The sequence below is a fragment of the Erythrobacter sp. RANMB8 genome (assembly GCF_056848235.1).
Window position 1 is genome coordinate 138412 of record NZ_JBREHG010000001.1, and the last position, 23226, is coordinate 161637.

Sequence of the window (23226 nt, forward strand, 5' to 3'; positions counted from 1 at the left end):
CAGGTCAGGACTTGATCTGAAGTATTTCGCGAATCCGCGTTTGTTCTCGCATCCGTGCCAAAGCGCCAGGTTTGGACATCGCAGGATGCAAAAACGTTGCAGTGCGAACGATCAGCGCCTGCCTGCGCAGATCGGGATCGTTCAATCCCGGAATATACAGCTGTTCCACCGCCGGTTTTCCGGGCGACTTCGGGTCGATCGTCACCTTCTTGCCGAAAGCGACATTGCCCAATCCTTTGTAGGCCCAAAGTGGCGAGCGGGTGTAACCCGTGATAAGGAGTGTCATGTCGCTCCAATCGTCGGGCACAGCGCATGTCTGTCTCACGGCGTAAGCGAGTGTTTCATCGATCGCTCGGGCATATTCCACAATCCGCACCAGATTGTCATAATCAAGCCACCACTCGCCGGCGGCAACCCGTCCGGCAAAGGGATCCGAACCTTTCCACGCCGATCCGCCGAAACGGATGAGCAGAGACGATAACGGGATCGGATGAAATTCGGGATTTTCGATGCCACCATTATAGCCGCCGTCCGGCATATATTTGTCACCGAACCCCGTGTGTTTGAGCCTGCCGAATTGTCTGCCCTTGGCCAGTTCGTATGACTCGATGCGGTCGAATGCTTCTTGATTGAGCGCCACGACTCCCCCCCCCTGCGATACGCCTGCGTCAGCGCGAATCCCCATGCATGCCAAGGCTGGCGAGCAATTGATATCATGCCGGAAACCGTCTGGCGACCACCTGCATGGTGGCCCTGATGGTGCTACAGCCACCCCTCGCGCCGATACCACTCGGCGGTTGCCTTCAGCCCATCCTCGCCCGCGATCCTCGGTTGCCAGATGCCCGGCGGCACGGCGCGGTCGAAGCGGGCGACCCAGTTGGGGTGGCACATGTAGCCCACGCGGTCGGCGGTGAGCTTGGCGCGGTCGCCGCGCACCATGCGGTCGGCAGCAGCGGCAGCATCGAGCACCGGGCGCGGCAGGTGCGGCGCGAACACGGCAGCGCGGCCCACCGCCCGGCCAATCGCCTGCGCGAGTTCCTTGTGGCTCCACCCGCCCTGCCTGCCATCGTCAGGCTCGTAGATTTTCTTGCGCACCGGCGCGGCGTTGCCTGTCGCCAGCGTCACCAGCAGCTCGGCCAGATCATCGGCATGGATGATCGAGCTCGCCCCGCCCGGCGGCAGTGGCACGAAACCCCACTTGGCGGTGCGGAACATCTCCAGATAATCGGTATCCCGCGGGCCATAGACGCCGGGCGGGCGCACGATGGTCCAGTCCAGCCCCGACGCCTCGACCAGCACCTCGGCGCGCATCTTGGACGCGCCATAGGCCGACAGCTTCGGCTCGCGCGCAGAGAGCGAGGAAACATGCACCAGCCGCCGCACGCCCGCAGCCTGCATCGCGGCCAGCACATTGGCGGTGCCGGTGACATTGGCGACTTCGAACTGCTCAGGATCAGGCGTGTTGGTGAGGCCCGCCACATGCACCACCGCGTCCACCCCGGCGACCAGTGTGGCAAGCGCCGCCGTATCGCCGAGATCGCCGCGCACCCATTCCACCCCTGCACGCATCGGCTGATCGCGGCGGGCGAGTGCCCTTGCACTGTGCCCCGCCGCCAGCGCCGCTTCCAGCACCGCCGAGCCGACAAAACCGGTCGCGCCGGTGATCGCGATGAGGCTCACAGCAACACCATGTGATCGCGGTGGATCACGCAGGAGCGCGGCGCATAGCCGAGGCGTTCGGCCTGCTCTTCTGCCCGCTTGCCGGCGATCAGCTGCATTTCGGCGGCGTCATATTCGGCAAGGCCCTGCGCGAGACGTTCGCCCCTGAGGCTCAGCACGCTGACCAGATCGCCGCGCCGGAAGTTGCCGGAAACGCCCACGACCCCCGCCGCCAGCAGGCTCGCCCCGCCCTTCAGTGCCTCGGCGCAGCCCTTGTCCACGCGCAGATCGCCCGCAGGGGCCAGCCGCCCGCCGAGCCATGCCTTGCGGGCCGAGGCCGCGCTGACGGGGAGGAACAGCGTCCCTGTGCCCGCAGCCAGAGCATGGGCAATCGGCGCGTCATGCGTGCCGTTGAGGATCGCCAGCGCAATCCCCGCCCGCGTGGCAATCTGCGCGGCTTGCAGCTTGGAGACCATCCCTCCCGAACCGAGGCCTGAGGACGAGGCACTGCTCGCCATCGCCATCACCTCTGGCGTCACGGCGTCCACCACCGGCACCAGCGCCGCGCCCGGCGCACGCGGATCGCGGTCATACAGCCCGTCAACGTCCGACAGCAGCAGCACCAGATCGGCATTGGCTGCCTGCGCCACACGGGCCGCCAGCCGGTCATTATCGCCAAAGCGGATTTCTTCCGTGGCGACCGAATCGTTCTCGTTGATGACGGGGATCGTGCCTGCCTCCAGCAGCCGGTCGAGCGTGGCGGCGGCGTTCAGATAGCGGCGGCGGTCTTCGAGATCGCCCAGCGTCAGCAGCATCTGCGCCGCCGTAATCCCCTCGCTGCCGAGCGCGCGGCTCCACAGGTCGGCGAGCGCGATCTGGCCCACCGCGGCGGCGGCCTGCGCATCGGCGAGGCTGCCGCGCCCGCCCTTGGGCAAGGCCAGCCGCGCCGCGCCCAGCGCAATCGCGCCGGAACTCACCACGATCACCTGCGCGCCTGCCTGCCGCAGCATCGCGAGATCGCCCGCCATGCGCACCAGCCAGCCTTCCCGCGCCTGCCCGCCGCCGACCAGCAGCGCCGAGCCGATCTTGACCACGATCCGGCGGGCGGAGGGTATGTCGGCGAGTTTCGTCAGCATCGCGTCAGATCAGAGCGGCGACCATGCGGGCGCGTCGCCCTCGTCCTCGACCTCGACGGCCTTGGTCTCGGTCGCGGTGCGATCCGGCAGGTAGCCGAGCACCGCGTCGAGCAGTTCGGGGATGCCCGCGCCGGTCGCGCCCGACACGGCAAAAACCTTGTCCGCGCCCGCTGCCAGCAATTCCTTGCGGAAGGCCTCGACCAGCTCGGCGTCGGCCAGATCGAGCTTGTTGAGCACCACCAGACGCGGCTTTTCGTCCAGCTCGGCGCCGTAGGCTGCCAGTTCTTCCTCGACGATGCGCATGGCTTCGGCGGGGTCGGCGTCTTCGGTGCCGGTGATGTCGATCAGGTGGATCAGCACGCGGCAGCGCTCGATATGGCCGAGGAAGCGGTCGCCGATCCCGACACCTTCTGCCGCGCCCTCGATCAGGCCGGGAATGTCGGCCAGCACGAATTCGCGGCCCTTGTGGCGCACCACGCCCAGTTTCGGCACCAGCGTGGTGAAGGCATAATCGCCGACCTTCGCCTGCGCATTGGACACGGCGTTGATGAAGGTCGATTTGCCCGCGTTGGGCAGGCCGACAAGGCCCACGTCCGCGAGCAGTTTCAGCCGCAGCCACACCCATGCTTCCTGTCCGGGAATGCCCGGCTGATGCTGGCGCGGGGCGCGGTTGGTGGAGGTCTTGTAGGACGCATTGCCGCGCCCGCCCATCCCGCCTTCGAGGAAGACGACGCGCTGGCCGACTTCGGTGAAATCGGCGAGCACCTCTTCCTTGTCTTCGGACAGCACCTGCGTGCCGACCGGCACCTTGATCACCAGCGGTTCCGCCGATGCGCCGGTGCGGTCCTTGCCCATGCCGTGGCCGCCGCGCGGGGCCTTGAAGTGCTGCGAATAGCGGAAGTCGATCAGCGTGTTGAGGCCCGCCACGGCCTCGAACACGATATCGCCGCCGCGCCCGCCGTTACCGCCGTCGGGCCCGCCATATTCGACATATTTTTCGCGCCGGAAGCTGACAGCGCCGGGGCCGCCGCCGCCGGACTTCACATAGATCTTGGCTTGGTCGAGGAAATGCATGGGGGGCGCATAGGGAATAATTGCTGCAAATGCGAGGGCTACTATCTCCCCTCCCGCCTGCGGGAGGGGATCAAGGGGTGGGGCGAGCCGCAAGGCTCGAACGCTTTCCCACCCCCGGCCCCTCCCGCAAGCGGGAGGGGAGACTTCAAAACCTCGCTTCAACCCCCACCACCGCGCTGCGCCCCGGCGAGACGAAGCTGAACACCTGTTCGTAACGCTCGCCCAGCAGGTTTTCGACGCGGGCGAAGCCGCTGACCTCATCGCTCAGCTTCACCCGCGCATTGAGGTTGACCAGCGTGTAATCGTCCAGCCGCACCCGCACCGGCACGAAGCTGGGATCGGTGAAGGCATCGTCGAGGCTCCGGCCATTGTGGCGCACCACCAGCGTGGCCGAGGCCTTGTCGCCCGGTGCCGTCCAAGTCAGCGCCGCGCTGGCGATGTGGCGCGGGCGGCGCACTTCCTCGCGGCCGTTTTCCTCGGCGTCGAGGTAGCTATAGGCCGCATCGAGGCTGAAGGCAGCGCCAATCCGGGCATTGAGCGCGACTTCAACCCCGCGCTGGCGGCTTTCCGTGGTGCGGTTGGACGGGGTGGCGATGAAGGTCGGCGGCGGGAAGGTGGTGAAGATCTCGCCCTCCAGCTCGCTGTCGAAATAGGTCACCGCAAGGTTGGCATCGCCCAGTTGCTGGTCGATCCCGACCTCCCACCCCGTCGACTTTTCCGGACGCAGCGCGGCATTGCCGATGAAGCGCCCGTCGATGAAGCCGTAGAGCTCGAAGAAGCCGGGGTTCTTGACCCCGCTGCCCGCCGCTGCGCGCAGGCGGGTGGTGTCGGTAACCCGATACCCCGCGCCCACACGGAAGGTGGTCGCATCGCGGAACAGGTCGTTGATGTCATGCCGCAGCGCCGCCGACAGATCGACGCCGTCGTTGCTGTAGCGATATTCGCCCACCAGCCCGACCTGCTCGATCTCGCGCCGCTCATCGAACACGAAGCCGCCCGGCGTCGCGTTGCGGAAGCCTTCGACCTCGTAATCGGCGGCGACAGTAAGGGTGTGATCGCCCGTTCTGAGCGCCGATACATAGGACGCCTTGAAGCGGTCGCCCTCGCTGGCCGAGGTGATGCCGAAGGGGCTGTCGGTCTGGCGCGTGACATCCGCCACCTGCGCCGAAAGATCATGCGTCCAGTCACCATCCAGCGCCTCGGCCCGCGCCCCGACGAGGGCGTAGATCGCCTCGTTGGTGAAGGTGACGCCGGGGCTGTCGATGATGAAGCCGAAGGTCGGGCTGGTGGTATCGAAATCGCTGTCGTTGGTGCGGCCTTCGGTGCGGATGAAGCGGGCGGCGGCGCGCAGCTGCAAGCCTTCGGCCAGTTTGACGCTGCCCTTGCCTGCGAGCGTGTAGCTGTCACGTCCGATATCGCGAGTGCCGCTGCGCGCATTGGGCTGGCCATCGGTGCTGACAACCACGGCGGAAAAGCCCGCGTCCCAGCCCTGCCCCACATATCCGTAACGCGCCGCGCCGTTGATGGTGCCCTGCGTGCCGCCTTCCAGCCGCGCCGCAAAGCCGTCGCCGGTCGCGCTTTCATAGGCGATCACACCCCCGATCGCGTCGGGACCATAGAGCGCCGACTGCGGCCCCCGCAGCACTTCAAGGCGGGCGCCGGGCTCGGCCTGAAGCGTGCCGATATCGAATTCGCCCGCGAAGGGATCGGACACCTCGATCCCGTCGACCAGCACCAGCACGTGATTGGCCTCCGTCCCGCGCAGGCGGATCTGGGTCTGGCCCGCAACGCCCGCCACCGCCACGCCGGGCACATCGCGCAGCACATCGGCAATGTCGCGGGTCTGGCGCTGTTCGAGCTGCCGTCCGGTCAGCACCGTGACCGAACCGGGATAGTTCTCCGGCACATCGGCATCGCCCGAACGACTGGCGCTGACGATGATATCGCTGCGGCGGTTATCGGCGAACACGATTTCCTGCAGCAGATTTTCCTGCTGCGGCTCGTCCTGCGCCCACGCAGGCGCAGCCCAAACCAGCGCCGCCCACGCGACGCTGCCCAAATATGCAAAATTCTTCACGGATTCCTCCCGTCATCAGCAACATGGTGGCCGCAAGGAGGCGATCCCTCCCCCGTGCAGCCCGGCGATGTCGCTCACAACGAAAGTCTGTTTCCGCGCCTGGCCAACCCCTGAACCAAGCAAAGAGCGACACGCCCCGGTCGGTCTCCTGGCTCACGGATCGCCGCATGGGATGCTCGCCTTCCCGGATGGCCCGAAGACCCCCAGTGGCTGCCCTCTCGAAAGAGGGAGCGCACCCCACACTCACCGCTTACAGTTGCAGGGACAGCTGCGGATTTGCACCGCATTCCCGTTACCGAAACGCGGGCAGACGGATAGCGTCAAGCGAGGCTGACGGCAAGCGATGTAAGGGCAACGTGCGCGCACTCTTGCGGAAATTTCTCTGCCCTCGTCGCCCCGCACTTGATGCGGGGCTTGGCTGCTTTTCGAAATGGACGCCCGATCTTGTCGCGTCTGGGCACGAAAAAGCCGAGCCCCGTGTCAGGCACGGGGCGACGATGGGGGGAAACCCCTCGCGCACTTGTGCTTGGGAGGTTCGGGGCCGTGAATGTCGCCCGGACATTCACGATCCTCCCGAAACTGGTGGAGCCGAGGGGGATCGAACCCCTGACCTCGTCATTGCGAACGACGCGCTCTCCCATCTGAGCTACGGCCCCGTTCCAGCTTTCGCGCCTGCCGCAAAGGGCGGGCGAGGCCGCGCATTAGCGCCAAGCGCGACCCCTTGCAACGGCGATTTTGGCCGCTGCGCCCCGTGTGATTACGGCTTCGGAGCCTCGGCGATCGGCTGCACCACCGGCTGCGACATGACGCCTTCGGTCACCGGTACCACCGGCACGGCGGCGCCCGTTTCGGGGTCGATCACGGTCTGCACCGCGCTGTCGCTGACCAGGCTGGTCACGCTCGGCACCGGCAGGCCGCTGGCGCGGGCTTCCTGCACCGCGACCCAGCCGGGCTGCGAGGGACCGTAGAGCGCGCCCCACTTGTCATCCCACGCCGCCGAGGCCTGCTGATAGGCCTCGTATTCGGCGAAAAACTCCTCGAACGGCAGCAGCAACCCGTCGAAATTGGCGCGGGCAAAGCCGAGCGGATCGGTCGGCGGCGCGGCCAGAGCGCGGTTCGCCATATCGAGCGCGGCGCGGCAGAACCCGGCGCGGGCGGCGGGCAGCGCGAAGAAGTTGTAGACCTGCGTGGTATAGCCGTCGCGCGCCACCATCGCATCGCGGCGCACGCGGTAACGGTTGTTGTAGCCCTTCTCGATCCGGTCGTTCACCGCCTTCAGCGGCTTGACGTTTTTCGTCAGGAAGGCGCGGTAGCCATCGAGGATCGGCTGGTATTCCGCCGACAGGCAGTTGAGCGCGGCCACGTTCCACGCCGAGCGCAGGTTCCAGACGAGCTGATCGTCGGTCAGACCGGAATTGACCGTCATGCGCTTGCCATCAGGCCCGCGCTGCGGGATTTCCATGACGTAATGCGCACCGCCCGGCGGCAGCGGGCGATAGGGCACCGCTTCGACCACCGGCGGCGGCGGAGGGGGCGGCGGCGGCGGAGGCGGCGGCGGCGCAGGGGTCGCGCAGGCGGCCAGCGCGGCGATGCCCACGGCCAGCGTGGTGATTTTCAGTCCGAACGGGGTGGACGAAGGGGTGGCATTTGAAAGCGTCTCGGGGGCCGCGCTCATGTCTTCTGGTGAACCTCTCTGGCTGCGGATTGGCTGCCGCGGGCCGGCGATCCTGCCGGCCTGATGCTTGATGCAGCATTAAGCATCTCCGATAGCCGCGTCAGCCGACAAAGCAAATGCCCGGAACCTTGGGAAAGGCTCCGGGCACCTGTTATTTCAACACCTGAGACAGGTTGGCTTTGCGCGCGATTACTCGCGGTTGCCGAGGAACTGCAGCAGGAAGGTGAACATGTTGATGAAGTCGAGGTAGAGGCTCAGCGCGCCCAGCACCACGGCCTTGCCCGCAAACTGCGTGCCGCGCAGCATCTCGTACTCGTTCTTCAGCCGCTGCGTGTCATAGGCGGTGAGACCGGCAAAGATCAGCACGCCGATGAAGCTGATCGCGTAGTGGAACGCGGGGCTCTGCAGGAAGATGTTGATCACCATCGCCACCAGCAGGCCGATCACGCCCATGATCAGGAAGCTGCCCATGCCCGACAGGTTCTTCTTGGTGGTGTAGCCCCACAGCGACAGGCCGGCAAAGGCCGCCGCGGTGGCGAAGAAGGTCGTGGCGATCGAACCGCCGGTGTAGATCAGGAACACCGACGAGAGCGACAGGCCCATCAGGACGGCAAAGCCCCAGAACATCGCCTGCAGCGTGCCGGTGCTGAAGCGGTTGGCGCCAAAGCTCATCGCGAACACGATCGCCATCGGCGAAAGGGCCACGATCCAGCGCAGGATGCCGCCGGTGAAGATCGTTTCGGCAACGCCGCTGGTGAAGGCCAGCAGTGCGACGATCCCGGTCAGCAGGATGCCCGAGGTCATGTAATTGTAGATCGAGAGCATGTGCTTGCGCAGGCCCTCGTCAAAGCTCACGCGGCCGGCGACATCGCCCCCGGCGCGGGGCACGGAGCCCAGACGCTGCGCATTGCGCGAGGTGTCATTCCAGTCAGCCATTGTGAAACCCTATGCCTTTCCAAGTCGGAGCGCGGAAAAGCCCGCGCTCTCCAATGGGGGGAATATCGGGGTTTGTTTTGCGCTTTTCAAGCGAAACCGGATTGCAAAGCGCGCAATCCGTTCAGATTAACAGGCGTTAATCTTAACTGCCTTTGGAAAGCGCCGCGCCTTTCTCGGCCGTGGCGCGCAAGGTGGCGGTCAGCAGTGTGCGCAGGGCCGCGCCATCATCGAGCACGTTCAGCCCTTCGCGGGTCATGCCGCCGGGGCTGGCGACACGATCGGCCAGGGTTGCCGGGCCGACATCCGAGGCCGCCGCCAGCGATGCGGCACCCTCCACCGTGGCCAGCGCGAGGCTCGCCGCGGTGGCTTCGTCGAGCCCGAGATCGATCGCGGCCCCCGCCAGCGCATCGATAAAGCGATAGACAAAGCCCGGCCCCGATCCGGCCAGCGCGGTGACGAGATCGAACCGCGTTTCATCCTCCAGCCACACCGCGCTGCCGAGCCGGTCGAACAGCGCGAACACGCCCTCGCGCTCGCTGTGCCCAAGCCCGCGCTCGCACAGGATCACGGGCGATTTGTTGATCCGCGCCGCAAGGTTGGGCATCACCCGCACATGGGCTGCGCCTTGCGGAAACGCGGCGGCGAGCTGGTCGCGGGTGATCCCGGCCAGCAGCGAACACACCGCCTTGCCCGCTGTCACACCCTGCAACCCCGGCCCCAAAGCGCCGAGTTGCTGCGGCTTGAACCCCAGCAGCACCGCGTCATGCGTGCCGGGCACCGCGCCCGCATCGCGATAGAGCGCCACGCCTGCGGGCGTTTCGGCCAGACCGGGATCGAGCACGGCAAAGCGCGCCGGATCCTCGCCCGCCGCCAGCCAGCCGGCCAGCATCGCGCCGCCCATATTGCCGCAACCGATGATGAGAAGGTTCGTGATCATCGGCCCAAGGCTCTCAGGCCTCGCCCGCCGCGTCAACCATCGCCGCTTCCAGCGCCGCGCGCGGGCTCTTGTCGCCCCACAGCACGAACTGGAACGCCGGGTAGAACCGGTCGCATTCGTCGATCGCGCATTCGACCAGCGCCTGCGCCATGTCGAGGCTCAGCCGGCCATCATCGCCCAGCAGCGCGCCATGGCGATAGAGCAGCACATCGCCGTTCGACCAGATGTCGAAATGCCCCAGCCACATCTGTTCGTTGACGAGGCACAGCAGCTCGTAAGCCGAAGCGCGCTTGTCGTCGGTCACCCGGATATCGGGCAGGCAGAGGAATTGCAGCACGCCGTCTTCGGCCCGCCAGATCGCGCGCAGCTGGTAATTGGCCCAGCTGCCCTGCACTTCGCCGCTCATCTCGTCGTCGGAGACCATTTCATAGGGCCAGCCACGCGCTGCGAACAGGCTGGCAAGCATATCGACGGGGGCGGCATCGTCCTCGGCGGAATAATCCATGTCTTGCGCTCTCATCGACGGTCTTTCGCTGGGGTCGGCGCGCATCGCACCAACCGCCTCACGTTTGAACGGAGAGCCCGAGGCTTGGCAATCCGCCGCGCCAGAGTGGCTGGGGAGAACCGGACAGACCTGTGCAAAGCCTGTGCAAAGAAAGTGGGGGATGCCCGCCGATTTCTACTTAAGCGGCTGGATTTCCTCGCCTTCGGGGCTGACGTAGAGGAAGCTGTCGAGCCCCTTGCCCTTCAACTCCTTCACCAGCGCTTCGGCCTTGGTGCGGTTGTCGAGCGGGCCGGCCAGCAGGCGGTTGGCCGCGCCCCAGCGGGTGGTGTGCGGCGCGAGTTTCGCCAGCGGCGCGCCGCCCGATTTCGATATGCGCCGCCAGTCGAAACCCAGCGCCTTCACATCCTTGCCGGTCGCCACCTGCACCCACACGCGGCTGGGGTGCACGGGCTTGGCCGGTTCCTTGGGCTTGGGCTTTTCGGGCGGCGGCGGCGGAGCCTCGCGCTTGACGGTGATGCGGGTGATATCGACCGCACCCCCGCCAACCTTGGCATCAGGCAAGGGCGCGCTGCCGAGATCGGCAAAGGCATCGGCCACGCGCAGCGGCGGGGATGAAGGCTGCGGGGCAGGCTGCGGGGCGGGTGCCGGAGGCGGTGTGACGGGCGCAGCAACCGCCACGATTGCCGGAGCCGGGGCGGATGCGGGTGCCGGAGCGGGTGCGGGTGCGGGTGCAGGCATCGCCGTGCGGGGCGGTGCCAGTTCTGCCAGCGTCGGCGGCGGCGCGGTGCGCGCATCGAGCGGCGGGCCTGCCGGAGCGAGCCGGTCGGCAGCGCGCTCCTCCCGCGCAAAGCGGGCGAGGCGCGGATCGTCGCGCCCGATATCGGCCGCCCGCGGGAACAGGCCGAGATTGGCGGCAGCGGCCTGCTGCGGCTTCGTCAGGCGCGGCATGTAGCCGAGATAGGGCACCAGCCGCGTCGCCATGTCACGCGGCATCACCTGTTCGACAATCGCGCTCGCCCGCTCGCCATCGCCAAGGATCGCGAGGCCGAAAGCGCGGGCGCGCTGCGCGGCCATGTCGCGCCGGTCGAGCAGGGGGCGCAGCGCTTCTTCGAACCGCGCACGGTTACCGGTGATCGCATGGCTGATCGCAAGGCGGCGGCGGGCCTCGTCATTGCCGGGATCGAGCGTCAGCGCCTGCGTATAGGCAGCCTGTGCTGCGGGATGTTCGCCCACCAGATCGAGCGACAGGCCCTGATCGGTCAGAATGTCACGCTCGGGCACTCCGGCGGCGGCGGCGCGTTCGAACTGCACCAGCGCCTCGCCCGCACGGCCGGCGCGCAGATAGACACCGCCCAGCCCCTGCGCCACGCCGGGATGGTTGGGATCGATCTCTGCCGCCCGCCCGAAAAAGCCGATCGCGGCTTCCAGATCATCCACGCCCATCGCCGCCTGCCCGGCTTCGAGCAGCGCGTCACGATCGCGCGGGGCCTTCGCCAGCGCCACCAGAGCGCGGTTCAACCGCTGCACTTCGGGCGAGGGGAGCGGCTGCACCACCGGCTGCGCGATCACATCCTGGGCGGTGGCCGGAACAGCCAGCCCCGCTGCCAGCGCCATCGCAATGACCGGAGCAAGGCGGGTGGGAAAAGCGATTGTCATGATCCCGCTTGTAGTGCGCGGCGCGCTTCCTGCCACCGCAGGCACAGCGCGCACGCGATCAATCGCATTGCAGACGCGCCAGGCTGCCACGCGGACAGCACCGGCACCGGCTTACTGGTTGTTCTGCCGCCCGAGGAAACGCGGGATGCTGAGCGCCGGGCCATCATCATCCCCGTCGTCGTCCCCGTCATCATCGCGGGCCGTGCTGCGCGAGAGGTTGGCCATGCGTTCGAACAGGGTGCTGCCTGCGCCGGACGCACCGCCCGCCGCCGGAGCGCCGCCGCCCCCGCCCCCGCCGGTGCCCGCATCACCCGCTGCGCCGCCGAGCAGCGCCCGCCGCCGGCCGCCGCCGAGCCTTGCCTCGACCGGGCGATTATCCGCCGCCAGCCGGTCGGCATCGGCGAGCAGATCGTCCTGCACCGGCGGGGTATAGGGCGCGGCGACCTGTTCGGGTTCGGAATATTCGGCATATTCCTCGCCCAGATCGAGCGCGTCGTCATCGTCTTCGGCAGCGGCGGCAGGCGGGGCATAGCCGTAGGTCGGCTCCCCGTCGGCGCCGCGCAGGCCCGCCAGCGGATCGACGATGTCATCGACATCATCGTCATATTCCTCGCCGTAATCGTCACCCGCCTGCATGCCGCTGAGGCTGAAGGGCTGGGCCGCTGCGGGCTCGTCGTCGTCCTCTTCCTCGACCAGATCGAGCGCCTCGTCATCATAGGTAACGGTCGGCGTTGCTTTGGGCGGGGTCAGGTCGAATGCCGGCGCAGGCGCGGGCTCTTCAGACGCAGCCGCAACCGGCGGCAGTTCCTCGAAGCCTTCATCGTCCGACAGTTCGAGCACCGGGCGCTTGGGCGCACGCGAGGCCCCGAGCGAGATCGACTGCGCGCGTTCCGACGCGCCGACCGCGCTCTGTTCGATGCCCGTAGCGACCACCGAGACGCGGATCTTGCCCTTGAGATCGGGGTTGAACGCCGAACCCCAGATGATGTTGGCGTCTTCGTCCACCAGCTCGCGGATGTGATTGGCGGCCTCGTCGACTTCGAGCAGGCGCATGTCCTCGCCGCCGATGATCGAGATGATCACGCCCTTGGCGCCCGCCATGCTGACCCCGTCAAGCAGCGGGTTGGCGATCGCCTGTTCGGCGGCTTCCAGAGCGCGGTTCTCGCCCTCGCCCTCGCCGGTGCCCATCATCGCCTTGCCCATCTCGCTCATGACCGAGCGCACGTCGGCAAAGTCGAGGTTGATGAGGCCGGGCATCACCATCAGGTCGGTGATCGAGCGCACGCCCTGCTGGAGCACCTCGTCGGCCAGCTGGAAGGCTTCCTTGAAGGTGGTTTCGGCCTTGGCGACCAGGAACAGGTTCTGGTTGGGAATGACAATCAGCGTATCGACGTGCTGCTGAAGCTCCTCGATCCCCGCTTCGGCAGCGCGCATCCGGCGGGTGCCTTCGAACAGGAACGGCTTGGTGACAACGCCCACGGTCAGCACGCCCATCCGGCGCGCGGCTTCCGCGATCACGGGTGCGGCGCCGGTGCCGGTGCCCCCGCCCATGCCGGCCGCGATGAAGCACATGTTGACGCCTTCGAGCGCCTTTTCGATCTCGGCCACGGTTTCTTCAGCGGCCGCCTTGCCCACTTCGGGCCGCGCGCCTGCGCCAAGGCCGCCGGTGATATCGGGGCCGAGCTGGATGCGCTTTTCCGCCGGAGAAGTGCTCAACGCCTGGGCATCGGTGTTGGCCACGATGAATTCGACGCCTTCGATCTCGGCCTCGATCATGTTGGCGATGGCGTTGCCGCCCGCCCCGCCGATCCCGATCACGGTAATGCGCGGACGCAGATCGTCGGTCGCGGCAGGTCCGATATTGATGCTCATCAGCTTGTCCTCCAGGCGCGGGCAGCCAGATTTTTGATGCTATCCGCCCGCTTTAATCTTCTGTGACATAATCGCTTGCCACATTTTATAGCGGCAAAGCCCTTATCCACAGTGCTCGGTTCATCAATCGCTTGGCTGCAAGGCCGTGACAGGCTGCTTGCGCCGCATCAGAAATATTCCTTCGCCGCCCGGAACAGGCGCATGACCAGCGCCCAGATGCCGGTCTCTTTCGCAAACCCGCGATAGACCCCGCCGCGCCCTGTCCCCACAGCGCGGATATCGACCGGGTCTTCGGCCGCATAGAGGCACAGGCCCGCCAGCGTCGCAAAGCCGGGGGCGTGGTGCGCCTCGGGCATTCCGGCGAGCTGCGGCGGCCGCCCGAGCCTGACAGGCTGCCCCAGTGCGCCCTGCATGAAATCGGCCATCCCGGCCAGTTCCGCGCCGCCGCCGGTCAGCACCACCTGCCCTGCCCGCGTGCCGGAAAAGCCCATCGCCTTCAGCGCCTTGCCGATCTCTCCGGTCAGCACGCCAAGCTGCTGCGTGACCACCCCGATCAGTTCGGCGCGCACGATCCGGTTCTTGTCATCCGCCCCGCGTGCCAGCGGCCCGACGGGGGCACCATCGCCCCCTGCCTCGCCCGGCCCGTTGACGGGGATCAGCTCGCGGTGATCGGCAGGGCTGGCAATCGCCGATCCGGCGACGCATTTCAGCCGTTCGGCCTGCGAGCGGCGGATGCCGAAACTGCTGGCGATGGCATCGGTGATGTCGGCAGAGCCCATCGGCACCGCCTGCAATCCCAGCAGCATCCCGCCCGCAAACACCGCCACATTGGTGACATCCGCCCCGATTTCGACCAGCGCCACGCCCAGTTCGCGCTCCTCGATGGTCAGGCAGGCATGTCCGGCAGCGAGCGGCGCGGCGACCACGCCTTCGACCTCCAGATGCGCGCTCTGCACCGCTTCGGTGAGATTGCGCACCGGCGCACCATCGGCCAGCATCACGTGGATATCCACGCCCAGCCGCTCGGCATGAAGCCCGCGGGGGTTGGCGACCCCGTGCGCCCCGTCCAATGTGTAATGCGCGGGCTGCGCGTGCAGCACGGTGCGGCCATCGGGCTGGATCATCTCGCGCGCGTGGATCAGCAGCTGCTCGACATCCTCGTCCTCGATCCGCCGCCCGCCGATCTCGATATCGACCGCCACGACATTGCTGGCGAGCCCCGCCCCGGCGCAGGCGATCCACACCGATCGCACATCGCTGGAGGCGCTTTTCTCGGCCCGCTCCACCGCATCGCGGATCGCATGGCTGGCGGCGGCCATGTCGGTGACATAGCCGCGCTTGATCCCGGCGCTGGCGCGGTGGCCGCTGCCCAATACCTGCAATTCGCCGGTCTCGGTCTCGCCCATGATCATCGCGGAAATGCGGAACGAGCCGACATTGACCGCGGCAAACTTGCGGACATAGCGGGGGGATGCTGCGCGGGAAGCCATCAGTCCATCCCTCCGGCATTGGCCGCCACCGAGGGCGCCGCCTCGCGCACGCCTTCGGGCAGGCGCATGTAGAGCCGCGGGGGGCTGCGCATGTCGAAGGCCAGCACCTTGCCGCCCAGCAGGCGGTTCTGCCCGTCGAGCCGCGCAAACTTGACCAGCGCCGATGCCCCTTCGACCTCGCCTTCGGGCAGGGCGAGCAGCTGGCCGGTCTTGAAGGTCAGGTTCCAGCGGCGGTTGCCGACCCATTCGGCGGATTCGACCTGCGGCGCCAGCGCGGGCGCAGCGGCGAGCAGCTTTTCGAGCCGCTGTGCCTGCTGGCCTGCCCCCGGCCCGGCGAGCCGCAGCATCCCCTTGGCCTTGGCGGCGGAAACCGGTTCCAGTTCCACCCCGCTGGCATCGATCAGCACCAGACGATCAGCCTTTTCCAGCACCGCGTGGGGCTTGCGCTCGACAATGTCGATCTTGAGCGTGTGCGGCAGCTGGATCGAGACGCGGGCATCCTTGACCCATGGCAGGGTCTTCAATTCGGTGCGCAGCGCGGCGACATCGACTTCGGGCATGGCGCGGCTGCGCTCTCCCAGCACACGGGCATAGACCTGCTGTTCGTCCATCCGCGCTGTGCCGGTGACGCGCACGTGGCGCACCTCGAACCCGGCATCGGCGGCAATCCGCGCCACCTGCGCCTGCGCCAGCGCGGGCACGCCGGCCAGATTGGCGATGATGAAGGCGATCGCCACCCCGCCGCCGATGATCATGGCCAGCCAGATGCGGCTCCACTGCTCCTCGGTAAAGGGCAGCACGCCCATCACGGCATCGATGAACCCGCTCGCCCGCCCCTGCGCCCGGCGCGCGGCGGTGGCACGGCTCTGCGCCTTGGCGGCGCGGCGCACGCCGGTGGTGGAGCTACGCCGGATCTGCTGCGCCATCGCCGCCTCCCCGTTTGAGCGCGTGAACCCTGAGCGCCTCGGCCACCAGCATCTCGACCAGATCGGCATAGGAAATGCCGCAGCCCGCCGCCTGTTCGGGCACGAGGCTGAGCGGGGTCATGCCCGGCTGGGTGTTGGTTTCGAGCACGAACAGCCCGTCCTCGCCTGCCTCGTCATCCCAGCGGAAATCGGTGCGGCTGGTGCCGTGGCAGCCCAGGACCTGATGCGCCTTGACCGCATAGGCTTCGCACAGCGCGGTGATTTCGGGCGGCAGCTGAGCGGGGAAGATATGCTCGGTGCGCCCGGCAGTGTATTTGTTCTCGTAATCGTAGAAGCCGTTGGCGACGACGAGTTCGGTCACGCCCAGCGCACGCGGGCCATCGGGTCCATCGAGCACGGCGGCGGTGAGTTCGCGCCCCTTGATGAAGGGTTCGGCGAGCAGTTCGGCGAATTCCTGCCACGGCCCCTTGGCGTCCGGGCTGATCGGGTTGCCCACATTGCTGTCGGCAGTGACGATGGCGACGCCCACCGACGAGCCTTCGTTGACGGGCTTCAGCACATAGGGGCGCGGCAGCGGGTCGCGTTGATACAGTTCATCCCGCGTCACGATCCGCCCGCCGGGCATCGGGATGCCGTGGGGGACCAGCGCCTGCTTGGTCAGCTGCTTGTCGATCGCGATCACCGAGGTGGCGAGGCCGGAGTGGGTATAGGGCAGGCCCATCAGATCGAGCATCCCCTGCACCGTGCCGTCCTCCCCCGGCACGCCGTGGAGCGCATTGAACACCACATCGGGGTTGGCTTCATGCAAGCGCATGGCCACATCGCGGCCCATGTCGATGCGGGTCACGCGGTGGCCCTTGCTCTCCAGCGCATCGGCCACGCCCGCGCCGCTGGTCAGCGAGACGGGGCGTTCATTGGCCCAACCGCCCATCAGAACGGCGACGTGGAGGGGTTTGGAAAAAGTCATACAAGAATCCGTTCGCCTCGAGCGAAGTCGAGAGGCTGATTTGCGCGGGGTGTCTCGACTACGCTCGACACGAACGGGAGAGGAAGGTGTATCACGGCCGCCCCACCCGCTGGATTTCCCACTCAAGGCTGACGCCGGAATGGGCATAGACCTTGTCGCGCACCATTTCGCCGAGGCCTTCGATGTCGGCGCTGGTGGCGGTGCCGGTGTTGATGAGGAAGTTGGTGTGCTTTTCTGAAACCTGCGCGCCACCCAGCGTGAGGCCGCGGCAGCCCGCCGCGTCAACCAGTTGCCACGCCTTGTGGCCTTCAGGGTTCTTGAAGGTCGATCCGCCGGTCTTGGTGCGCAAGGGCTGGCTCGCCTCGCGCGCGGCGGCGATGCGGTCCATTTCCGCGCCGATGGCCGCAGGCTCGCCCGGGTGCCCGCGGAACCGCGCCGAGACCACGATCGCCCCTTCGGGCAGGGCCGAGTGGCGGTAGGAATATTCGAGTTCCGCCGCATTCAGCGTGATGAAGCTGCCATCGTGCAGGATCACCGCGCAATCCACCAGCACATCGGCGACCTCGCGCCCGTAAGCCCCGCCATTCATGCGCACGAAGCCGCCCACCGTGCCGGGGATGCCGCGCAGGAATTCGAGCCCAGCGATGCCCAGATCGCGAGCGGTGGAGGCGACCAGAATGCCGCTCGCCCCGCCGCCGCAGGTCAGCTCCATTTCACCCGTGTGCTCGACACTGGCGAAGCTCTTGCCGAGCCGCACCACCACGCCCGGCACGCCCCCGTCGCGCACGATCATGTTCGAGCCGAGGCCCAGCGCCATCACCGGAACATCGCCGCCCAGCCGTTCGAGAAAGGTCTTGAGGTCATCGCGATCGGCCGGCTCGAACAGCCAGTCCGCCGGCCCGCCGGTCTTGAACCAGGTATAGGGCGCAAGCGGGGCCTTGCAGGTCAACTTGCCGCGAATGCCCTCGAGCGGCACGGGCGAAGACACCGCGCCTTCGACCGCGCAGGTGGGCGCGCTGCCATCGTCGTAGATATAGGTATCGCCGGGCTGGTTCATGCTGGCTTGCGCCTTACATCAATGGCCGCCGCCAAGCCCGCCGCCCACTTGGTGATATCGCCCGCGCCAAGGCACACCACCATGTCGCCCGCCGCAATCTCGCCCGCGAGGGTTTCGGCCAGCGCGTCCGCCCCGGCAATCTCCCGCGCCGCACGGTGCCCGCGTGCCTTCATCCCCGCCACCAGCGCGGCGTGATCGACCCCCGGAAGCGGCTCCTCGCCCGCAGGGTAAACCGGCGCGACATAGGCGATATCGGCATCATCGAAGCACGACTGGAATTCGTCCATCAGATCATTGAGGCGCGAATAGCGGTGCGGCTGGGCGACTGCGATCACGCGGCCCCCGCTGGTGCCGACCGCCTCGCGCGCTGCAGCCAGCACGGCGCGGATTTCGACCGGGTGGTGGGCGTAATCGTCGATCACGGTGACCTTGCCGCCTGCCAGATCGACATTGCCGACACGGGTGAACCGCCGCCGCACCCCGCCGAAGCGGGCAAAGCCGGTGCGGATCACATCGTCAGAGCAGCCCATCTCGATCGCCACCGCAATCGCGGCGAGCGCGTTCTGGACATTGTGGCGGCCGGGCATGGGCAGGTGCACACCCTCGATCCGGCGGTCTTCAAGTCCGCGCTGGCGCACGATCACATCGAAGGTGTTGCCGCCCTCTTCCGAACGCACGTTGACGCCGCAAATGTCGGCCTGAAGCGAGAAGCCGTAGGTCACCACCTTGCGATCGCGCACCGCGCCGATCACCGCCTGTACCACCGGATGATCGACACACAGCACCGCCGCGCCGTAGAACGGGACATTGTGGATGAACTCCACGAAGGCGCGCTTCACCCCGTCGAAATCGCCGTAGTGATCCAGATGCTCGGGATCGATATTGGTGACGACCGCGATGGTGCCGTCCAATCGCAGGAAGCTGCCGTCGCTCTCGTCAGCCTCGACCACCATCCAGTCGGAATCGCCCAGCCGCGCGTTGGAGCCATATTGTTCGATGATCCCGCCGTTGATCACGGTGGGGTCAATCCCGCCCGCATCGAGCAGGGTCGCGATCATACTGGTGGTGGTGGTCTTGCCATGCGTGCCTGCCACCGCGACGGTGGACTTGAGGCGCATCAGCTCGGCCAGCATTTCCGCACGGCGCACCACCGGCACGCGGGCTTCCAGCGCGGCGGCGACTTCGGGGTTGGTGCGGCGCACGGCGGTGGAGGTGACGACCACGGCGACGCCCGCGACGTTCTCTGCCCGGTGGCCGATGTGCACGGTGATCCCGCGCGCGCGCAGGCGCTCGACACTCGGCCCCCCGGCAATGTCGGACCCTTGCACCGTGTAGCCGAGGTTGTGCATCACCTCGGCGATGCCCGACATCCCGATCCCGCCGATGCCGACGAAGTGGATGGTGCCGATATCTGTGCCGACGCCCTTCATGCTTCGGCCCGATCTTTCGCAGCCTTGCGGGTCGCAGCCTGCGGGCGCGTGGCAGCCTGCGCGGCGCGGGGGCTTGCCTCGCCCACGCGGATAACATCCATCAGATCGATCCCGCTCATGCTCTCCACCAGATCGGCAAGGTCCTTTGCTGCATCGGGCCGCCCGCAATTGAACGCGCAGTGCGCGGCATTGGCGAGGCTTTCGGGGTTCATCGCCATGGCCTGGATCTGCTTGGCGAGTTCCTTGGGCTGGAAGGCGTCCTGCCGGATCATCCGCGCACCCCCTGCCTTCACCATCTCGCGGGTGTTGGCGGCCTGATGATCGTCGGTCGCGATCGGCAGCGGCACGAGGATCGCGGGCCGACCCACCGCTGTCAGTTCGGCAATGGTCGAAGCCCCGGCGCGCCCGATAAACAGATGCGCATCGGCGAGGCGTTCGTGCATGTCTTCGAAATAGGTGCCGAGTTCGGCGGGAATATCGTGGTTGGCATAGCGCGCGCGCACCGCTTCAAGATCTTCGGGGCGGCATTGCTGGGTCACCTGCAAGCGCTGGCGCAGGGCGGGCGGCAGCATGGCGAGGCCATCGGGCACCACTTCTGACAACACCCGCGCCCCCTGACTGCCGCCGGTCACCAGAATGCGCAGCAGGCCTTCATCGGTGAAGGCGGGAAAATCCTGCTCGCGCAAGGCCAGCACTTCGGCGCGCACGGGGTTGCCGACCAGATGCACCTTGCCCGCGTGTTTGGGCTTCAGCCGGTCAACCTTGTCATAGGAGGTCGCAATCGCATCCACCCGGCCCGACAGCAGGCGGTTGACCCGCCCCAGCACCGCGTTCTGTTCGTGGATCACGCTCGGCAGGCCCGCCGCAGTCGCTGCCAGCAGCGCGGGCAAGGCGGGATAGCCGCCGAAGCCGACCACCGCCGAGGGGGCAAAGCTTTCAAACAGTCGCAGCGCCATGCTGCGCCCTTCGAGCACCGCCCGCACCCCGCCAACCCAGCCGAGCGGGTTCTTGCCGAAGCGGCCGGCGGGCAGCACGTGGGCGGTCAGGAATTCGGGCTTGCCGGGGATGGTGCTCCCGCGCTCATCGGTCACCAGCGCGACATGGTGCCCGCGCGCGTGCAGTTCTGCCGCCAGCGCAAAGGCCGGAATCAGGTGCCCGCCGGTGCCGCCTGCCGCCAGCACGAAATGGCGTGATGCGCCGTTTGGAGTATCGCTGCTCATGCGCCGCTATCCTTGCGTTCGATCAGATCGCGCAAGCCCCCGCCCTCGCGGGCAAGGTACGGATTGCGCCGGGTGATCGCCAGCAATAGCCCAAGCGTGAAGCACACCGCCAGTGTCGATGAACCGCCATAGGAAATCAGCGGCAAGGTCATCCCCTTGGACGGGAACAGCTTGAGGTTGACGAGGATGTTGATGAAGGCCTGTCCGCCGAACTGGGTGATCAGGCCGACGCTGGCGAGCAGCGCGAAGAGGTTGTCCTCGTTCACCATCCGCATCAGCGCGCGCATCACCAGCACGCAATAGAGCAGCACGATCAGCGCGCAGGTGACAAGGCCGAACTCCTCGCCGATTACCGAGAAGATGTAATCGGTGTGGGCTTCGGGCAGGTTCATCTTGCGGATGCCGAGCCACAATCCGCTGCCGGTCCACCCGCCTGCGGTGATGGTGCGCTGCGCCAGATCGACCTGATCGAAGGCGGTGCCCCCGCCCAGAAACCCGTCGATCCGGTGGCGGGCGTTGTCATAGAAGAAATAAGCCAGCGTCAGCAGGCCCGCGCCCCCGCCGATCATCGCCCCAACCCGCTGCCAGGGGATGCCCGCCAGCAGCACCATCACCAGCCAGATGCCTGCAAACAGGATCGCATCGCCAAGGTTGGGCTGCGCCATCAGCAGCGCGATGATCAGGCCGAGCAGTCCGGTGACATACCAGATCACCGGCAGGCTGGAATCGCGCAGGCGCCAGCTCAGGATCCATGCGCACATGATCGCAAATCCGGGCTTGAGGAATTCCGACGGCTGAAGGCTCATGCCGACATTGATCCAGCGCCGCGCGCCGTTCTTTTCCTCGCCGATCACCGGCACCACGAACAGCAGCGCCAGCATCACCGCAGCCACCAGAATGCCCAGCCGCCGCGCAGAATCGCGCGACAGGAACGACAGGCCGATCATCAGCGACAGGCCCATGAACTGGAACACGATGTGCCGCTTGAAGAACATGAATTCGTCGAGCGTGACCTTGGCGGTGGAAAGCTGGTCGGCGCTGGCGGGCGATGCGGCAGCGACAGCGATCATGCCGATGGCCATCAGCAGCACGATCAGCCCCAGCAGCACCTTGTCGACCTCGCGCCACCAGATGCGCACCATGTCGCGCCAGCGGCGCTGCACCGGAACGGGGGGCAGATAGGTGCCGCGCACGGTGCTGGTTGCCGGCGTGGTATAGGCCGGCACGGTCATGGCAGGATGCTCCGGCTGGCATCGGCGGCATCACCGGTCTCGCAACCGGTGATCACTCCCACCATCTGGCGGAAGTGGTGGCCGCGCTTTTCGTAATCGCGGAACTGGTCATAGCTGGCGCAGGCGGGCGAAAGCAGCACCACCTCGCCCGGACGGGCCGCCGCCTCGGCCCGGCGCACGGCCTCGCTGATCAGCTCGCACCGCTCGACCCGCACCTGCCCTTCGAGGTGGCTGGCGAACATCGGCCCGGCCTCGCCCACGGTATAGGCGGCGGCGACATTGCCGAGATGGTCCCCGCAGGCGCCGAGCCCGTCTTCCTTGGGCAAGCCGCCGACGATCCAGTGGATACGGGGGGCGCCGCCATTGATCGCCGGATCGGGCGGAAACGCCGCAAGCGCAGGAGCCGCAGAGGCGGCGTTGGTTGCCTTGCTGTCGTTGATATAGACCACGCCCTTGGCCTCGCACACCCGCTCCATCCGGTGCGGCAGCCCGCGATAGGTGGCAAGGCCGGCGGCAATCTGCGCATCGGCAAGGCCAAGCTGGCGGCAGATGGCGACCGCCACCGCCGCATTCTGGGCATTGTGCGGCCCGGCGAGCGAGGGCGAGCGCCCCTCGGCAAGGCCATGCGCCGCCAGATCGGCGGTTTTCACCCGCACCAGCGGCTTGCCCGAAGTCTCCAGCCCTTCGGCGATGCCCGCAGTCTGATCATCCTCGTCGCAGATGATCGCGGTGCCGGTCTGCTGCATCTGGAACAGCCGTTCCTTCGATGCGGCGTAGGCTTCGAAACCGGCATAGCGATCGAGATGATCGGGGGTGATGTTGGTCAGCGCCGCGACATCGCAATCGAGCGTGAAGGTGAGATCGATCTGGAAGCTCGACAGTTCGAGCACATAGACCCCGCCTTCAGGCAGAGGCTCCTGCCCGAGGATCGGATCGCCGATATTGCCGCCCATCACAGCTGGCACGCCCGCCTGCGCAAGGATGTGGTGCACCAGCGCGGTGGTGGTCGATTTGCCGTTGGTGCCGGTGATGCCGACCACCTTGTGCGGCGGCAGGCTTTCGCGGGCGCAGGCGAAGAGTTCGATGTCGCCGATCACCGGCAGGCCATATTGCCACACGTGCGGGCCGATCGGGTGGGTGTTGAGCGGCACGCCCGGCGATACCACCACGCCGGCAAAGCCGGTCAGGTCCAGTTCCAGCGGGTCGATCAGCCGGCAGCGCCCTTCGAACGGCGCACGGGCGACATCCTGCCGGTCCCACGCGACGACTTCCGCCCCGCTCGCCAGCAGCGCCTCGGCGGCAGCCGCGCCCGAACGCGCAAGGCCGAGCACCGCGTAACGCTTGCCAGCAAAGACGGGGGAGGTGATCACGCCGCTC

At 67.2% G+C, this 23226-nt stretch carries 19 protein-coding genes, 1 tRNA gene and 1 riboswitch; all 20 genes read right to left on the bottom strand.

Annotated elements, in window-relative coordinates; all coding sequences use genetic code 11:
• Positions 1-4 precede the first annotated feature (4 nt).
• The gene (locus ACU0AG_RS00775) at positions 5-640 is read right to left on the bottom strand and encodes a hypothetical protein (RefSeq protein ID WP_482780348.1); all 636 of its coding nucleotides are present in this window, start codon (positions 638-640) and stop codon (positions 5-7) included.
• Between the two features lie 122 nt (positions 641-762).
• A complete protein-coding gene (locus tag ACU0AG_RS00780; RefSeq protein ID WP_482780349.1) occupies positions 763-1680 on the bottom strand; it encodes an NAD-dependent epimerase/dehydratase family protein in 918 nt (305 codons plus the stop codon).
• On the bottom strand, positions 1677-2795 hold the full coding sequence (proB, locus tag ACU0AG_RS00785; RefSeq protein ID WP_482780350.1) for a glutamate 5-kinase: 1119 nt from the start codon (positions 2793-2795) through the stop codon (positions 1677-1679). The genes ACU0AG_RS00780 and proB overlap by 4 nt, the downstream gene beginning before the upstream one ends.
• 9 nt (positions 2796-2804) lie before the next feature.
• On the bottom strand, positions 2805-3869 hold the full coding sequence (obgE, locus tag ACU0AG_RS00790) for a GTPase ObgE (protein ID WP_482780351.1): 1065 nt from the start codon (positions 3867-3869) through the stop codon (positions 2805-2807).
• A gap of 145 nt (positions 3870-4014) precedes the next feature.
• The gene (locus tag ACU0AG_RS00795) at positions 4015-5946 is read right to left on the bottom strand and encodes a TonB-dependent receptor plug domain-containing protein (protein WP_482780352.1); all 1932 of its coding nucleotides are present in this window, start codon (positions 5944-5946) and stop codon (positions 4015-4017) included.
• 121 nt (positions 5947-6067) lie between these two features.
• Positions 6068-6261, bottom strand: a riboswitch (cobalamin riboswitch).
• Between the two features lie 265 nt (positions 6262-6526).
• Positions 6527-6602, bottom strand: a tRNA-Ala gene (locus ACU0AG_RS00800).
• A 101-nt stretch (positions 6603-6703) separates the two neighbouring features.
• The gene (locus tag ACU0AG_RS00805; RefSeq protein ID WP_482780353.1) at positions 6704-7621 is read right to left on the bottom strand and encodes a hypothetical protein; all 918 of its coding nucleotides are present in this window, start codon (positions 7619-7621) and stop codon (positions 6704-6706) included.
• A 189-nt stretch (positions 7622-7810) separates the two neighbouring features.
• The gene (locus ACU0AG_RS00810; protein WP_482780354.1) at positions 7811-8557 is read right to left on the bottom strand and encodes a Bax inhibitor-1/YccA family protein; all 747 of its coding nucleotides are present in this window, start codon (positions 8555-8557) and stop codon (positions 7811-7813) included.
• 142 nt (positions 8558-8699) lie between these two features.
• The gene (locus ACU0AG_RS00815; protein ID WP_482780355.1) at positions 8700-9494 is read right to left on the bottom strand and encodes a pyrroline-5-carboxylate reductase family protein; all 795 of its coding nucleotides are present in this window, start codon (positions 9492-9494) and stop codon (positions 8700-8702) included.
• Positions 9495-9507: 13 nt separating this feature from the next.
• Complete coding sequence (locus ACU0AG_RS00820; protein WP_482780356.1) at positions 9508-9999, bottom strand: type III secretion system chaperone family protein; 492 nt, start codon at positions 9997-9999, stop codon at positions 9508-9510.
• 174 nt (positions 10000-10173) lie between these two features.
• Entirely contained in the window at positions 10174-11655 is a 1482-nt protein-coding gene (locus ACU0AG_RS00825; RefSeq protein WP_482780357.1) for an SPOR domain-containing protein, read from the bottom strand.
• Between the two features lie 111 nt (positions 11656-11766).
• Positions 11767-13527, bottom strand: a complete 1761-nt coding sequence (gene ftsZ / locus ACU0AG_RS00830) for a cell division protein FtsZ (protein WP_482780358.1) — start codon at positions 13525-13527, stop codon at positions 11767-11769.
• A gap of 167 nt (positions 13528-13694) precedes the next feature.
• Complete coding sequence (ftsA, locus tag ACU0AG_RS00835; RefSeq protein WP_482780359.1) at positions 13695-15017, bottom strand: cell division protein FtsA; 1323 nt, start codon at positions 15015-15017, stop codon at positions 13695-13697.
• Positions 15017-15943 carry a cell division protein FtsQ/DivIB gene (locus ACU0AG_RS00840; protein WP_482780360.1) on the bottom strand — a complete coding sequence of 309 codons (927 nt, stop codon included), beginning with the start codon at positions 15941-15943 and terminating at the stop codon, positions 15017-15019. Before ACU0AG_RS00840 ends, ftsA begins: the two co-directional genes overlap by 1 nt.
• Entirely contained in the window at positions 15921-16910 is a 990-nt protein-coding gene (locus tag ACU0AG_RS00845; protein ID WP_482780361.1) for a D-alanine--D-alanine ligase, read from the bottom strand. The genes ACU0AG_RS00840 and ACU0AG_RS00845 overlap by 23 nt, the downstream gene beginning before the upstream one ends.
• A 91-nt stretch (positions 16911-17001) precedes the next feature.
• Positions 17002-17967 carry a UDP-N-acetylmuramate dehydrogenase gene (gene murB, locus ACU0AG_RS00850; protein WP_482780362.1) on the bottom strand — a complete coding sequence of 322 codons (966 nt, stop codon included), beginning with the start codon at positions 17965-17967 and terminating at the stop codon, positions 17002-17004.
• Entirely contained in the window at positions 17964-19397 is a 1434-nt protein-coding gene (gene murC / locus ACU0AG_RS00855; RefSeq protein ID WP_482780363.1) for a UDP-N-acetylmuramate--L-alanine ligase, read from the bottom strand. Before murC ends, murB begins: the two co-directional genes overlap by 4 nt.
• Positions 19394-20617 carry an undecaprenyldiphospho-muramoylpentapeptide beta-N-acetylglucosaminyltransferase gene (gene murG, locus ACU0AG_RS00860; protein WP_482780364.1) on the bottom strand — a complete coding sequence of 408 codons (1224 nt, stop codon included), beginning with the start codon at positions 20615-20617 and terminating at the stop codon, positions 19394-19396. The genes murC and murG overlap by 4 nt, the downstream gene beginning before the upstream one ends.
• Positions 20614-21849 (bottom strand): FtsW/RodA/SpoVE family cell cycle protein, encoded by a 1236-nt coding sequence (locus ACU0AG_RS00865; RefSeq protein WP_482780365.1) that lies wholly within the window; start codon positions 21847-21849, stop codon positions 20614-20616. The genes murG and ACU0AG_RS00865 overlap by 4 nt, the downstream gene beginning before the upstream one ends.
• A complete protein-coding gene (gene murD, locus ACU0AG_RS00870; protein WP_482780366.1) occupies positions 21846-23219 on the bottom strand; it encodes a UDP-N-acetylmuramoyl-L-alanine--D-glutamate ligase in 1374 nt (457 codons plus the stop codon). The genes ACU0AG_RS00865 and murD overlap by 4 nt, the downstream gene beginning before the upstream one ends.
• Positions 23220-23226 lie beyond the last annotated feature (7 nt).

Excerpts from the sequence above, each read along its gene's own strand:
- proB (WP_482780350.1), bottom strand. The coding sequence starts at position 2,795 with ATGCTGACGAAACTCGCCGACATACCCTCCGCCCGCCGGATCGTGGTC.
- obgE (WP_482780351.1), bottom strand. The coding sequence starts at position 3,869 with ATGCATTTCCTCGACCAAGCCAAGATCTATGTGAAGTCCGGCGGCGGC.
- ACU0AG_RS00805 (WP_482780353.1), bottom strand. The coding sequence starts at position 7,621 with ATGAGCGCGGCCCCCGAGACGCTTTCAAATGCCACCCCTTCGTCCACC.
- ACU0AG_RS00810 (WP_482780354.1), bottom strand. The coding sequence starts at position 8,557 with ATGGCTGACTGGAATGACACCTCGCGCAATGCGCAGCGTCTGGGCTCC.
- ACU0AG_RS00815 (WP_482780355.1), bottom strand. The coding sequence starts at position 9,494 with ATGATCACGAACCTTCTCATCATCGGTTGCGGCAATATGGGCGGCGCG.
- ACU0AG_RS00820 (WP_482780356.1), bottom strand. The coding sequence starts at position 9,999 with ATGGATTATTCCGCCGAGGACGATGCCGCCCCCGTCGATATGCTTGCC.
- ACU0AG_RS00825 (WP_482780357.1), bottom strand. The coding sequence starts at position 11,655 with ATGACAATCGCTTTTCCCACCCGCCTTGCTCCGGTCATTGCGATGGCG.
- ftsZ (WP_482780358.1), bottom strand. The coding sequence starts at position 13,527 with ATGAGCATCAATATCGGACCTGCCGCGACCGACGATCTGCGTCCGCGC.
- ftsA (WP_482780359.1), bottom strand. The coding sequence starts at position 15,017 with ATGGCTTCCCGCGCAGCATCCCCCCGCTATGTCCGCAAGTTTGCCGCG.
- ACU0AG_RS00840 (WP_482780360.1), bottom strand. The coding sequence starts at position 15,943 with ATGGCGCAGCAGATCCGGCGTAGCTCCACCACCGGCGTGCGCCGCGCC.
- ACU0AG_RS00845 (WP_482780361.1), bottom strand. The coding sequence starts at position 16,910 with ATGACTTTTTCCAAACCCCTCCACGTCGCCGTTCTGATGGGCGGTTGG.
- murB (WP_482780362.1), bottom strand. The coding sequence starts at position 17,967 with ATGAACCAGCCCGGCGATACCTATATCTACGACGATGGCAGCGCGCCC.
- murC (WP_482780363.1), bottom strand. The coding sequence starts at position 19,397 with ATGAAGGGCGTCGGCACAGATATCGGCACCATCCACTTCGTCGGCATC.
- murG (WP_482780364.1), bottom strand. The coding sequence starts at position 20,617 with ATGAGCAGCGATACTCCAAACGGCGCATCACGCCATTTCGTGCTGGCG.
- ACU0AG_RS00865 (WP_482780365.1), bottom strand. The coding sequence starts at position 21,849 with ATGACCGTGCCGGCCTATACCACGCCGGCAACCAGCACCGTGCGCGGC.